The organism is Ramlibacter sp. G4-7 (genome assembly GCF_057784995.1).
In genome coordinates this window covers 46,718-59,582 of the sequence record NZ_JBYNTT010000024.1, presented here as the reverse complement: position 1 = coordinate 59,582, position 12,865 = coordinate 46,718, and the positions used below count along the sequence as shown (strand labels likewise).

The following is a 12,865-nucleotide window of genomic DNA, read 5'->3' as shown; positions in this document are numbered from 1 at the left end:
CCACGCGCAGGGGCGCCGCGGGCGCGACTGGCACCACCGGCACCGGGGGCAGCGCCGCCGCGGTCGCAGGGGGCTTCGACGCCGGTGCGGTGGGCGCCGCGGCCACCGCTGCCGGACGCGGCGCGGCCCGCAGCGCGAGCTGCGGCGGCTGCGTGGGCTCGGCGACGCGGCTGACAGCCGCCACCAGTCCGACGCCGGCCAGCACCCCCAGGCAGGCTGCCAGCATGGTCCGCGGCCAGCTGCGCTGGGACGCGCGCGCGGCCTTGGGGAACACTTCGGCCGCGGCCTGCTTCACGACGCGCCGGGTCACCTGGCCGTCGCCGTTGGCATAGGCCCCCAGCAGGGCGCGGTCGCACAGCAGGTTGATGCGGCGCGGCACGCCGCCCGTGGCCGCATGCACGCGCTGCAGCGCGCCGCGGTCGAAGGGCAGCGGCCGCTGCAGGCCGCAGACCTCGAGCCGGTGCCGCACGTACTGCGTGCTCTCCTCGCGCGAGAGCGCCCGCAGGTGGTAGCGCGCGACCACGCGCTGGGCGAGCTGCTCCAGCTCCGGCCGGGCCAGCATCTCGCGCAGCTCGGGCTGGCCGATGAGGATGATCTGCAGCAGCTTGCGCTCGCTGGTCTCCAGGTTGGTCAGCAGGCGCAGCTGCTCCAGCACCTCGGAGGCGAGGTTCTGGGCCTCGTCGATGACGAGCACGTTGTTGCGCCCCTCGGCATGCGCGCGCAGCAGGAAGGCGTTGAGCGGATCGATGAAGTCCTTGACGGTGGCCGCGCGCTGCGTGGGCAGCTGCACTGGCACCCGGAACTCGTGGCAGACCGTCTCCAGCAGCTCCAGGGCGGTCAGCTTGGGGTTGAAGATGTAGGCCAGGTTGACGTGGTCGGGCACCTGTTCCAGGAAGGAGCGGCACACGGTCGTCTTGCCGGTGCCGATCTCGCCCGTCAGCAGCACGAAGCCGCCTCCGCCCTGGACCCCATACAGCAGGTGCGCCAGCGCCTCGCGGTGCTGTTCGCTCATGAACAGCAGGCGCGGGTCCGGCGCGATCGAGAACGGCTCCTGCTTCAGCCCGAAATACGCGGCGTACATTCCGCCAAGGATAGCGCGCGGATGTAAACCGCGACCCCGGGTCCGCCCTCAGGCCGCGGCGAGGGCGGTCCGGCGCACGCGGCGCACGTTGAACGCGCTGGCGATCAGCAGCACCTGCAGGCCGACCAGCACCATCCAGACGCCGCGGTACTGGCCGTGGTCCATCAGCGCGCCGAACACCAGCGGCGCGATGGCCTGGCCCACGTCCAGGCCCGAGTACACGACGCCGTAGACGCGGCCGGTGGCGTTCTCCGGCGTGGAGCGCTTCACGAGCATGTCGCGCGAAGGCCCCGCCGTCCCGCTGACGAAGCCCATGGCGCCGAACAGCGCCGGGACGGCGGCGGCGGGCACGTGGGCGAAGCCGATGGCCAGCGCGACGGCCGCCGCCAGCCCGAAGCCGGCGCCGACGATGCGCTCGCAGCGGCTGGGATCCGAGGCGAGGAAGCCACCCAGCACGGTGCCGCCTGCGGCGCACACCATGTAGCTGGTGATGCACATGGCGACCAGCGACTTGGGCATGTCGAGCAGCTGCATGGCCGCCAGCGGCGCGAAGGTCTGCACGCCCGTCAGCACGCCGGCGTACACCAGGAAAAAGGCGAAGCACATCCAGACGGCCGGGATGCGCAGGAAGCCCAGGCTGTGTTCACCGCCAGCCGGGGCGCCTGCGGCCGGACGCTGCAGCCCCGGCAGTTCGAGCGTGGCGCGGTTGAGCCACAGGACGGCCAGGACGACGAAGGCGACCGCGCCGGCGGCCGCGACCGCCACGCGCCAGTGGAAGGCCAGCGCCAGCGGCACGACCACCACCGGTGCCAGCGCCCAACCGAGGCTGCCGGTGATCCCGTGCACGCTGTAGCCGTGCCCCAGGCGGGGCTGGCTCACCTTGCGATTGAGCAGCGTGTAGTCGGCCGGGTGGAACACGCCGTTGCCGGCGCCGGCGAAGACGGCCAGCAGGGCCAGGGTCCAGTAATTGGGCGCGAAGGCGTAGCCGACGGCGGCGCCGCCCACCAGGGCCAGGCCGCCGAACAGGATGGGACGCGGCCCGAAGCGGTCCACCAGGAAGCCGGAGGCCGTCTGCACGCCGCAGGAGACCACGAAGAAGATCGTCATCAGGAAGCCGAGCTGCGTGTAGCTCGCGCCCAGCGCGTCCTTCAGCCAGGGGAACAGGGGCGGCAGGATCAGCTGGCTGAAGTGGCTCACCATGTGGGCCAGGCCCACGAGTCCGATCACGCCGGCGTCCTGCTTGAGCGGGACGGCCGGACCCAGGGTCGCGGTCGCGGAAGTCATGGCCGGGATCCTACGGGCCGCGGGCGTTTTCCGGAATGCGATGGAAGGACAGAGATCGGCGAAAATCGGTCAATGCCGCGCCCGGGGCCTTCCGTCATCCCGAACGAAGCCGAACGCTTCCGCCCCACGCGCGCCCGCCCGGTGCGGGTGCGCTCGCGCAGCCTGCCCGTGGACGCGCACTTCGAGCCCCATTGCCATGGCTTCGCGCAGATCGCCTATTGCGCCAGCGGCATGCTGCAGGTCAGTGCGGCGAACCAGGACGATGCGAGCGGCCGCGTCACCTACATCGTGCCGCCTTCGCGCGCCGTCTGGATCGCGCCCAGGGCGCTGCATTCGGTGTACGTGCTGGAGGCGGCGCACTGGCGCACGCTGTACGTGGACGCCTCGGTGGCACCCGGCTGGACCGCCTGCCGGGTGCTGGTGGTCTCGCCGCTGCTGCGCGAGCTGGTGTCGGCGCTGGACGAGCCCGGCCTCGCGCCGGCGCGCGAGAGCCTGCTCACGGGGCTGCTGCTGGACGAACTGCGGGCGGCCGACACCCAGCCGCTGGGCGTGCCCCTGCCCTCCGCGGACGGCGGCGACAAGCGCCTGCGGGCGCTGTGCGAGGCGGTGCTGCGCGCGCCGGCCGAACGCGCCACGCTGGCGCAGTGGGCGGCCGACGTGGGCGCCAGCGAGCGCACCATGGCACGCCTGTTCCGCGAGGAGCTGGGCACCACCTACCAGCAGTGGCGGCAGCAGGCCGTGCTCGCCCATGCGCTGCCCCTGCTAGCGCGCGGCGTCTCCGTGGGCCAGGTCGCGGTGGCCAGCGGCTACGCGAGCGAGAGCGCCTTCACCGCCATGTTCAAGTCGGCGATGGGGCAACCCCCCAGCCGCTTCCAGCCGCGGCCGTGAGCACCGCCCGCAGCGCCGGCCTGCTGATGTTCCGACGCGCCCCGGGCGGCACCGAAGTGCTGCTTGCCCATCCGGGCGGACCTTTCTGGTCGCGCCGCGACGACGCGGCGTGGACGCTGCCCAAGGGCGAGATCGGCCCGGGCGAAGACCCGCTGGCCGCCGCGCAGCGCGAGTTCCTGGAGGAGACGGGATTTGCGAGCGCCCCGCCCTTCCTGCCGCTGGGCGAACTGCGCCAGAAGAGCGGCAAGCGCATCACGGCCTGGGCCTTCGAAGGCGACGCCGATCCGGCGCTGCTGGTGAGCAACCGGTTCGAGATGGAGTGGCCGCCGCGCACGGGCCGCCTGCAGTCCTTCCCCGAGGTCGACCGCGTCGGCTGGTTCGGCCTGGACGAGGCCCGGCGCAAGCTGATCGCCGGGCAGGCGCCCTTCGTCGACGCGCTGGAGCAGTGGCTGCAGGGGCGCGCCCCTGCAGAAGCTGCCTAGGAGGCTGGTCTCCTAGGCCTGCCCTTGGGTGGCCGACGCGTCCTGCTGCCGGTGCGGTGCCGGGACCTGGTCGATGTGCCGCACCACCCAGTCGATGATGCGCTGCGCCGCGTCTTCGCGCACGGAGGGCTTGCCTTCGCCGAGGAAGTGGTGGTCCTCGCCCGGATACAGCACCAGTTCGGCCGGCGTGTCGCCCGCGTTCATGAGGCTGACGAACAGCTCCTCCGACTGGCACTTGGGGCAGCGCTCGTCGTCGGCGCCCTGCATGAACAACGTGGGCGTGGTCGCCTTTTCCACGTGCTCCATGGGGGACAGCTTGCTGGCGAGTTCGCGGTCGAAGCGGTCCTTGGTCCCCATGTAGTAGGGATCGGCGTAATAGCCGCCGTCGGAGGTGCCGTAGTGGGTCTCGATGTTGCCCACCGGCGCCATCACCACCGCGGCGCGGAAGTTGTCGCCCTTGCCGATCGCCCAGCCCGCCAGGTAGCCGCCGTAGGACTTGCCGGCGATGGCGATGCGCTCGTCGCACACGCCTTCGTCCTGCAACTGCTTGAGCGCCGCCAGGTGCTGCGGCAGGTCGTACTCGCCCCAGTGGCCCATGAGGCGGTCGCTGAATTCGCGGCCGTAACTCGCCGAACCCACCGCATTGAGCGCCAGCACCGCCCAGCCCTGCGCGCACAGCACCTGCCAGTAGACGTTGGTGTCGAAATCGAGCAGCGCATAGGCGGCGGGCCCGCCATGCACGTCGTTGAGCAGGGGCAGCGGCCCGTTCGCCCCTTCCTCGCGCAGCAGCCAGCCTTCGATCTTCTCGCTGCCGCCGCGGCCGTCCGGCACGTCGAACTCCCAGGTCTCCGCCAGGATGGGCCGGCGCTCCTTCCACCAGGGGTTGAAGTCGCTCAGCTGCCGCTCGCCCTGGCCGGGCGTGCAGGCGTGCACCTCGCTGGGCTGCGAAGGATGGTCCACCGTGTACACGACCACGTCGCCCGCGGGCGAGAAGGCGCCGAGCTGGCGGTTGCCCTGGACCAGCACGTCCACGCCACCGGTGGCCACGTCGATGCGCACGACCTGGTGCCGGCCGCGCACCTGGCGCACGAACAGCAGGCTGCGCGAGTCCGCGGACCAGTGCACCGTCTCGGGATCCGCCACCTGCAGGTCCGGGTCGCCCAGCCGCCGCACCTTGCCGCTGGACTCTTCCAGCAGGTACAGGTTGGTCTGCGCATCCCCTTCGTCGCCGGTGGCGCAAAAGGCGATCCAGCGGCCGCTCGGGGCCCACAGCGGGCTCATCACCGTGGCGAAGTCGTGGGTACGCTGGCGCGGCCGGCCGCCATCGATGTCGCTGGTCCACAGGTCGGTGCGGTGCGCGAACCGGCCTTCGCGCGTGCGGGTGTAGGCCAGCCGGCGCCCGTCGGCGGAGATGCCGAACGCGAGCACGTCGAACGGGCCGTCGGTGAGCTGGCGGTGCTCGCCGCTTTGCGCGTCCAGCCGGAACAGGTGGATCTCGCGGGCGAGCATGTAGCCCATGCCGTCGCTCTTGTACGGCAGCTTCCAGGCGACCTGGGGCTGCACCTTCCTCTGCCTGGGCTTGCGCCCGTTCGGCCGCTCCCCGCGCCAGTCCGGGTCGACGGTCACGGCGGCGGTGACGACAAGCGCCTGGCCGTCGGGCAGCCAGCGCAGGTCGGAGACCGCGCCCGGCAACGCGCCCACCGGCGATGCTTCGCCACCGTCGCTGGGCAGCAGGTAGACGCGGGGCGAACCGCCGCGATTGGAGACGAATGCGAGCCGGTCGCCCCGCGGTGACCAGCGAGGGGACTGGTCCTGGCCGGGCCCGCGCGTCAGCTGGCGGGGCGGACTGCTGCCGTCGGGCCGCACCGACCAGATGCACGACACGTAGTCGTCCTGCTCGCGGTCCACGGAACGGACGGTGCAAGCCACTTCGGAGCCGTCCGCTTGCGCGTCCAGTTCCTGGACGGATCGATGCAGGTAGAGGTCTTCGACGGTGAAGGGTTTGGACATGCGCACCATGTTGCAGCGCTCGGCGGTCCACCCTTGTAGGCGGCCGGCGACGCCTGCGCGGCGCCGGTTCGCACAATCCGCCTCAAGCCGCGGCGTAGGCGGGCTGGTTGGCGGCGCGGCCCTGTGCGGCGATGAAGTCCGCCGGCACCAGTTGCTCGAGATCGTCTTCGGCCTCCGGCGCCATCGCGGCGTGGTCCCAGGCGGCCCGGATGGCCAGCATCGCGTCGTCCAGGCTCAGGCGCGAGTCGCCCTTGATCCGCACCCAGTTCGCGCAAAGCGACTTCTCGGCATCGTCGAACTTGCCGCCGTACTGGGCATAGCCGATGTAGCCGACGCAGAAGGCAGGGGCGTAGTCGTCATAGCCGAGGTCGGCACGGTAATAGGGCTGGGCCCAGTAGGCGCTCTGCCAGTACGCGTCCTCGCTCGCGGGACGGACGCGGCCGTCGACGCGGATCTCCGGGTCGTCCACTTGTTCTTGCCAGATATCGTCTTGTGCCAGGGCAGTCATCACCATCTCTCCGTGTTTGTCGCTGGAGTGAATGATCGGCAAGAGGCCAGCCCGACCGTGTAGGACGCGCGGGCCGCGACGCTGTCGGAGCGCGTACCCGCACGGTGCAGGCCACCCCCTTGGCGCCGCGCGCGACGGCGACGGCTCGGCGGGTACGCGTGCTGCCCCTTCGCGCGGCACGCCTGCGCGCGACGGCGTGTCGCCTCGGCGGCTGGCAGGCTGGACCGCATGGTCCGATACTCGCGCCACATCGGAGGTCGCATGGAAATCAAGGACAAGGTGGTGGTGGTCACGGGTGCGGCGAGCGGCATCGGTGCGGGGCTGGCCCAGCGGTTCGCGCGCGAAGGCGCGCAGGGCGTCGTGGTCGCCGACGTGAACCTCGAACGCGCGCAAGGCGTCGCCCGATCCATCGGTGCGCAGGCGATCGCGGTGCGCTGCGACGTGAGCCGGGAAGAGGAGATCCAGGCCCTGGCCGCCAAGGCGCGCGAGCGTTTCGGGCGCATCGACGCCTATGTCTCGAACGCCGGCATCCTGGGGCGCATGGGCGGGATCGAGCTGGAGGACGCCCTCTGGGACAGCATGTGGAAGATCCACGGCATGGCGCACGTGTGGGCGGCACGCGCGGTGATCCCCGAGATGGTGGCCCGCGGCGAGGGCTACTTCCTGGTCACGGCCTCCGCCGCCGGACTCCTGAACATCGTCGAGACGGCCCCTTACGGGGTGACGAAACACGCGGCCGTCGCCATCGCGGAGTGGCTGCGCATCGCCTACGGGCGCAAGGGCGTGCGCGTGTCCTGCCTGTGCCCGCAGTCCGTGCAGACGGACATGACGCGCGACGGCACGGGTTCCGCCGGCATCAACGGCGTGCTGACGCCCGAGCAGGTTGCCGAGGTGGTGCTGCAGACCATGCGCGAAGAACGCTTCCTCGCCCTGCCCCACCCCGAGGTGCAGCAGTACTTCCTGAACAAGGCGCAGGACTACGACCGGTGGCTGGGCGGCATGCAGAAGCTGTACGCCCACCACATGGGCGCCAAGCCTTAGCAGCAGGCTGCTAGCGCCCGAACAGGCCGACGAGGCCGGTGACGATCAGGTAGAGGGCGATGATGTAGTTCAGGAGTCGCGGCATCAGCAGGATGAGGATGCCGGCGATCAGGGCCGTGACGGGACCGATGTGCTGCAAGTAGGGCATGGCTGCTCCCGGGATGCGAGAGCGGCAGTATCGCGGCGCGCGGCCCGCCGTGGGGCGCAAGCGCCTGCGCCGCGCAGATGCTGCGCGGCCATGGCTCCCCGCCGTCGGCCGTCCTCAGGACGACGTGATGTGCCGCTCCCGGATCACCGCCCCGTAGCGGCGGCTGTCGTCGCGCATCACGCTGGCGAACTGCGTGGGCGTGAGCGGCGTCGGATCCGCGGCCAGGGCCGCGATCTGCGCCTTCACCGCGGGCAAGGCGAGCGCCGCGTTCACCTCGCGATTGAGCCGCTCGATGATCGCCGGCGGCACGCCGTCGGGGGCGTACAGGCCGTGCGTCGTCCCCGCGTCGAAGCCCTTGAGGCCAGCCTCGTCCAGCGTCGGCACGTCCGGGTACAGCGGCGAGCGATGCGGCGCCGCGATCGCCAGCATCTTGAGCTTGCCCGCCTTCACGTGCTGCAGCGCGATGCCGGGATCGAAGTAGAAGTCGATGGCGCCGCCCAGCAGGTCCTGCAGCGCGAGCGAGGCGCCGCGGTAAGGCACGTGCACGGCAAAGACCCCGGCCTGGCTCTTGAGCATCTCGCCGGCCAGGTGCAGGCCGGTCGCGTTGCCGGCGGAGCCGTAGGTGAGCTTGCCCGGGTTCTTCTTCAGGTAGGCCAGGAACTCGCGCACGTTGTTCACCGGCAGGTCGCCGCGCGTGACCAGGAACAGGTTCAGGCGCGCGAGCGCGGCCACCGGCACCAGGTCCTTCGCCGGGTCGAAGGGCATCTTGCTGAACACGTGCGGGTTGGTCGTGATGGTGCTGCCCGCCGTCATGAGGAGCGTGTAGCCGTCGGCCGGCGCCTTGGCCACCAGTTCCGCGCCGATCATGCCGCTCGCCCCCGCGCGGTTGTCGATCACGACCGGCTCGCCCAGTGCCTGCTGCAGCGGCTGCGAGATGGCGCGCACCAGCGCATCGGGCGAGCTGCCCGCCGGGAAGTTGCACACGATCTTCACCGGCCGCGAGGGCCAGGCCTCGCCCTGCGCCTGCGCGCTCCAGGACAGGCCAGCGGCCGCTGCGGCACCGGCCTGTGCGAGGAAGCGCCGGCGGCTCGAAAGGAAACGCGGATTCATTGTCTCTCTCCTTGTTCTCAGGCCGCGATCGGCAGCCCGGTGAAATTCTCGGAAAACTGCAGCCGTCCCGGGACGGTGGTGGTCATGTACTCGAGGTCCGCCCGTTGCAGGCGCCGCACGAAGGGGTTCTCGCCCGGGAACTGGTGCACCATCGTGCACAGGCCGGCCGAGAAGCGCTGCACCAGCCACATGCGCTGCAGGCAGACGTCCGAATAGCGCTCCAGCCATCCGCCATTGCCCTGGCGGTAGTGTTCGGTGAAGGCGCGCGCCAGCACCTTGACGTCGGCCATCGCCGAATTGAGGCCCTTCGCCCCCGTGGGCGGCACGATGTGGGCGGCGTCGCCGGCGAGGAACAGGCGGCCATGCTGCATCGGCTCCGAGAGGAAGCTGCGCATGGCCGTGACGCCCTTTTGCGTGATGCGGCCCTCGTTGAGCGTGGGCAGGCCGGGCACGTCCAGGCGCTTGTGCAGTTCGGACCAGATGCGGTCGTCCGACCACGCGTCGGGGCTGTCGTCCGGCGCGCACTGCAGGTACAGGCGCGTCACGCTGGGCGAGCGGATGCTCATCATCGCGAAGCCGTCCTCGTGGCAACCCCAGGTGATGTCCTCGATGGCGGGCTTGGCCTCCGCCAGGATGCCCAGCCAGCCGAACGGATAGATGCGGTCGTAGACCTTGAGCTTGTCCGTCGGGATCGCCGAGCGGCTGACGCCGCGGAAACCGTCGCAACCCGCCACGAAGTCGCACTCGAGCGTGGCGGCTTCGCCCTGGTGCTCGAAGTGGATGACCGGCCGCTTGCCCTCGAGACCCTCGATGCGCGTGACCGGCGCCTCGTACAGCACGGGCCGGCCGCTGCGCTCACGCGCCGCCATCAGGTCCGTGACCACCTCGTGCTGCGGGTACACCCAGGTGTTGCGGCCGCACTCCGCCTCGAAGTCGATGGGGTGCGATTCGCCGTTGAAGCGGAAGTCGATCGCGCGCTGCTTGAGGCCGACGGCGCCGACGCGCTCGCCCACGCCGAACTCGCGCATCATCTCCACGGTGCCCTGCTCCAGCACGCCGGCGCGCAGGCGGCCGCGCACGTGCTCCTGGCTGGAGCGCTCGATGATCACGGATTCGATGCCCTGCAGGTGCAGGATCTGCGCCAGCATGAGGCCCGACGGCCCGGCGCCGATGATGCCGACTTGCGTGCGCATCAGGCGTCCTCCCCGAAGGTGATCAGGCCCATGCCCGTGGTCATGGGGGCGTAGTAGCTGCGGTGCACCTTCTTCGCGCCGCCGGAAAGCGCGCCGCGCATCACGAGCCACATGATCAGCTCGATGCCCTCCACGCCGTACTTGTGCATCATCTCCTCGTGCGTGAGGCGCGCGAGGCTCTCGGGGTCCGTCTCCAGCCTGTCGAGGAACTCCCGGTCTTCCTTCTCGTTCATCGCACCGAAGCTGGGGCCGGTGAGCTGGTGCGACATGCCGCCGGTGCCGACGATGGCCACCCTGATGTCCTTCGGGTAGCTGTCCACCGCGCGGCGGATCGCCTGCCCGAGCTTGTAGCAGCGGCGCGCCGTGGGCAGCGGGTGCTGCAGCACGTTCACTTCCAGCGGCACGCATGCCACGGGCCAGTTGTCGCCCTGCGGGTCGAAGCACAGGTGCATGGGCACGAGGAAGCCGTGCTCCACCGCCATCTCCTGGCAGATGGTCAGGTCGAACTCGTCGTACACGAGCGAGGTGCACAGGTGCTGGGAGAAGGCGACGTCGCCGCGGATCTCCGGCAGCGGCCGCACGCCGAAGCCCTCGTCGGCGATCGCGTAGCGGTCGGCGCAGCCCACCGCGAAGGTCGGGTACTTGTCGAAGAAGAAGTCCGCGCCGTGGTCGTTGTAGACCATGATGCAGACGTCCACCTTCTGCTCCCGCAGCCACTGGCGCACGGGCACGTAGGCGTCGAACAGCGGCTTCCAGGCGGGCGTGGCCGTCTTGCCGCGGTCGTAGGCGCCGCCGATGGAAGGAACGTGGGAGGTGCCGATGCCGGCGACGATGCGTCCCATCAGGTGGCTCCTGCGTCGTTGCGGGTGGCGAGGAACTGCTCGTAGCTTTCGCCACGCATCTTCGCGCCCATCTTGTAGAGGCCGTTGCCGGTGACGACACCGAGCTTGAGCAGGAAATAGATGTTGCCACCGGCCGCCAGCAGGCCGGAGAAGTCGCGGCTGCGCACGAGCTGCTTTTCCTGCTCGCTCAGGGCGAAGCGGGCCATGAAGGCCTCCTCGTCCTGCTGGAAGGCGCTGCGGTTTGGTGCCTGCGACAGCGCGTTGCACATCTTGTTGATGCGATAGCCGCGCCAGGAAGCGGCGAGGTCGAAGACCTCGGAGCCCTGGATGCGTAGGCCGGGGGTGAGTTGGGGGACGGACATCGGGTGGTGCTTCAAAGGATGCCGTCCAGTCTAGGAGCCACCCCGATAATTCATCTATACAACTACCCGCAACGATGTCCCTGGACCGGCCCCGCACCGTCGACGACCTGTTGAACTACCGGCTCAGCCGCCTGTTCGCGGCCAGCGGGGCCATGGTGGTGCGCCTGTGCGAAGGCCGCTACGGCATCACGCGCCGCGAATGGCGGCTGATCGCCCTGCTCGCGGCGCACGGAGCCATGTCGCCTTCCGAGCTGGCCGAGCGTGCGCACCTGGAGCGGGCCCGCACCTCGCGCCACATCACCGAGCTGGCGGCCAAGCGCCTGATCCGGCGGGTGCGCGACGCCGAGGACCGGCGCCGGGCCGAGGTGGACCTCACCGCGGAGGGCCGGGCCCTCTACGACGAGCTGTTCCCGCAGTCCGTGCGTTTCAATGGCCAAGTGCTGTCCGTGCTCTCGCCGCAGGAACTCGCCGCCTTCGAATCGGCCCTGGACAAGCTGACCGGCAATGCGGAGCGCATCTCCGCCGGCAAGCCGGTGGCGGAGAAGGCCGACCGCCGCCACGGCGGCGCGCGCCGGCTGCGGGGACGCTAGTTGTCCGTGGTGCCCGGCGCAATGCCGGTCACCACGCGCGCATAGCGCTGCGAGCTCCAGTAGGCCGAGGCCCAGTCGATCAGCACGACCAGGCGGTTGCGAAAGCCGATCAGGAAGTAGATGTGGGCGAACAGCCAGAACACCCACGCGAGCCAGCCGCTGAACTCGATCCTCTTCCACGGGGTCCACAGGTCCACCACGGCCGAATTGCGGCCGATGGTGGCCAGGTTGCCGTAGTCGCGGTAGCGGAAGGGCTGGGTCGCCTCGCCGCGCAGGCGGCGCAGGATGTTCGCTGCGGCGGTGCGCCCCATCTGCTTGGCCGCCGGCGAGACGCCCGGCACCGGACGCGGCTCGCGCCCGGACACGTGGCTGCGCGCCGCGGCGAGGTCGCCGATGACGCTGATCTCGGGGTGCCCCGGCAGGCTCAGGTCCGGCTCCACCTGCACGCGGCCCGCGCGGTCCACGCTGGCCCCGGTCGCGGCGGCGATCTGCTTGCCCAGCGCCGACGCGGCCACGCCCGCAGCCCAGATGACGCAGCGCGCCGGCAGCCGGTAGGCCTGTCCTTCCGGCGGTTCGACTTCCAGGCCGGCGCCGTCGATGGCCGTCACGCGCGAGCCGGTGCGCACCTCCACGCCCAGGCGCTCCAGTTGCTTTTGCGCCGACGCGCTGAGCGCCTCGGGCATCGCCTGCAGCACGCGCGCGCCGCCTTCCAGCAGCAGGATGCGGGCGGCAGCCGGATCGATGTTGCGGAACTCGCCGGGCAGCGTGCGGCGGGCGATCTCCGCCAGCGTGCCCGCCATCTCCACGCCGGTGGGACCGGCGCCGATCACGACGAACGTCAGCCAGGCGGCGCGCGCCTCGGGATCGCCTTCCTTTTCCGCGGCTTCGAAAGCGAACAGCACGCGGCGCCGGATCTCGAAAGCGTCCGCCAGGGTCTTGAGGCCGGGCGCGAACCGGGCCCAGTCGTCCCGGCCGAAGTAGCTGTGGGTCGCGCCCGCGGCCACGACCAGGTGCTCGTAAGGCAGCGCGGCGCCGTCGGCCAGTCGCACCAGACGCGCGGCAGCATCCACCTCCCTCACCTCCCCCAGCAGGCTGGTCACGTTGGCCTGGTCCCGGAACAGGTGACGCACCGGGGCGGCGATGGCAGGCGCCGACAGTCCCGCCGTGGCCACCTGGTACAGCAGCGGCTGGAACAGGTGGTGGTTGGTCCGGTCGACGATGGTGATGGCGACATCGGCGGCTGCCAGGGCGCGCGCGGCCTCGAGCCCGCCGAACCCGCAACCGATGATGACGACGCGCGGCTTCTTGTTGTTCTGCGTCACGCGT

General features: G+C 70.9%; 14 protein-coding genes. 4 read left to right on the top strand and 10 right to left on the bottom strand.

Translation table 11 applies throughout. The features are described from left to right. Together AC3EGR_RS23565 and AC3EGR_RS23560 are read right to left on the bottom strand one after the other, a co-directional pair. Positions 1-1,081: ExeA family protein (locus AC3EGR_RS23565; RefSeq protein ID WP_488548969.1), on the bottom strand; the 1,081-nt coding region annotated here is incomplete at its 3' end. A gap of 48 nt (positions 1,082-1,129) precedes the next feature. Then, positions 1,130-2,365: an MFS transporter gene (locus AC3EGR_RS23560; protein WP_488548968.1), complete on the bottom strand. Its 1,236-nt coding sequence runs from the start codon at positions 2,363-2,365 to the stop codon at positions 1,130-1,132. A 72-nt stretch (positions 2,366-2,437) separates the two neighbouring features. On the opposite strand from AC3EGR_RS23560, the gene AC3EGR_RS23555 reads away from it, so the two are divergent. Beyond that, positions 2,438-3,253 carry an AraC family transcriptional regulator gene (locus tag AC3EGR_RS23555; protein WP_488548967.1) on the top strand — a complete coding sequence of 272 codons (816 nt, stop codon included), beginning with the start codon at positions 2,438-2,440 and terminating at the stop codon, positions 3,251-3,253. Then, positions 3,250-3,735, top strand: a complete 486-nt coding sequence (locus AC3EGR_RS23550) for an NUDIX hydrolase (protein ID WP_488548966.1) — start codon at positions 3,250-3,252, stop codon at positions 3,733-3,735. Before AC3EGR_RS23555 ends, AC3EGR_RS23550 begins: the two co-directional genes overlap by 4 nt. A gap of 12 nt (positions 3,736-3,747) precedes the next feature. Here AC3EGR_RS23550 and AC3EGR_RS23545 read toward each other — a convergent pair whose 3' ends face one another. After that, positions 3,748-5,745 carry a S9 family peptidase gene (locus tag AC3EGR_RS23545; RefSeq protein ID WP_488548965.1) on the bottom strand — a complete coding sequence of 666 codons (1,998 nt, stop codon included), beginning with the start codon at positions 5,743-5,745 and terminating at the stop codon, positions 3,748-3,750. A gap of 82 nt (positions 5,746-5,827) precedes the next feature. Next, on the bottom strand, positions 5,828-6,253 hold the full coding sequence (locus AC3EGR_RS23540) for a hypothetical protein (protein ID WP_488548964.1): 426 nt from the start codon (positions 6,251-6,253) through the stop codon (positions 5,828-5,830). Between the two features lie 261 nt (positions 6,254-6,514). Between AC3EGR_RS23540 and AC3EGR_RS23535 the strand changes: the two genes are divergently transcribed. Then, a complete protein-coding gene (locus AC3EGR_RS23535; RefSeq protein ID WP_488548963.1) occupies positions 6,515-7,294 on the top strand; it encodes an SDR family oxidoreductase in 780 nt (259 codons plus the stop codon). Positions 7,295-7,304: 10 nt separating this feature from the next. Here the strand turns inward: AC3EGR_RS23535 and AC3EGR_RS23530 are convergent, their stop codons facing one another. From AC3EGR_RS23530 to AC3EGR_RS23510, 5 genes are all read right to left on the bottom strand, one after another. Beyond that, on the bottom strand, positions 7,305-7,442 hold the full coding sequence (locus AC3EGR_RS23530; RefSeq protein WP_488548962.1) for a DUF3096 domain-containing protein: 138 nt from the start codon (positions 7,440-7,442) through the stop codon (positions 7,305-7,307). A 114-nt stretch (positions 7,443-7,556) separates the two neighbouring features. Next, entirely contained in the window at positions 7,557-8,552 is a 996-nt protein-coding gene (locus tag AC3EGR_RS23525; RefSeq protein ID WP_488548961.1) for a Bug family tripartite tricarboxylate transporter substrate binding protein, read from the bottom strand. 17 nt (positions 8,553-8,569) lie between these two features. Then, entirely contained in the window at positions 8,570-9,745 is a 1,176-nt protein-coding gene (locus AC3EGR_RS23520; RefSeq protein WP_488548960.1) for a 4-hydroxybenzoate 3-monooxygenase, read from the bottom strand. Beyond that, positions 9,745-10,587, bottom strand: a complete 843-nt coding sequence (locus tag AC3EGR_RS23515; RefSeq protein ID WP_488548959.1) for a class III extradiol dioxygenase family protein — start codon at positions 10,585-10,587, stop codon at positions 9,745-9,747. Before AC3EGR_RS23515 ends, AC3EGR_RS23520 begins: the two co-directional genes overlap by 1 nt. Continuing rightward, positions 10,587-10,949: a protocatechuate 3,4-dioxygenase gene (locus AC3EGR_RS23510; protein WP_488548958.1), complete on the bottom strand. Its 363-nt coding sequence runs from the start codon at positions 10,947-10,949 to the stop codon at positions 10,587-10,589. The genes AC3EGR_RS23515 and AC3EGR_RS23510 overlap by 1 nt, the downstream gene beginning before the upstream one ends. A gap of 74 nt (positions 10,950-11,023) precedes the next feature. On the opposite strand from AC3EGR_RS23510, the gene AC3EGR_RS23505 reads away from it, so the two are divergent. Next, the gene (locus tag AC3EGR_RS23505; protein ID WP_488548957.1) at positions 11,024-11,539 is read left to right on the top strand and encodes a MarR family winged helix-turn-helix transcriptional regulator; all 516 of its coding nucleotides are present in this window, start codon (positions 11,024-11,026) and stop codon (positions 11,537-11,539) included. Here the strand turns inward: AC3EGR_RS23505 and AC3EGR_RS23500 are convergent. Beyond that, the gene (locus AC3EGR_RS23500; RefSeq protein WP_488548956.1) at positions 11,536-12,861 is read right to left on the bottom strand and encodes an NAD(P)/FAD-dependent oxidoreductase; all 1,326 of its coding nucleotides are present in this window, start codon (positions 12,859-12,861) and stop codon (positions 11,536-11,538) included. The genes AC3EGR_RS23505 and AC3EGR_RS23500 overlap by 4 nt on opposite strands. Positions 12,862-12,865: the final 4 nt, after the last annotated feature.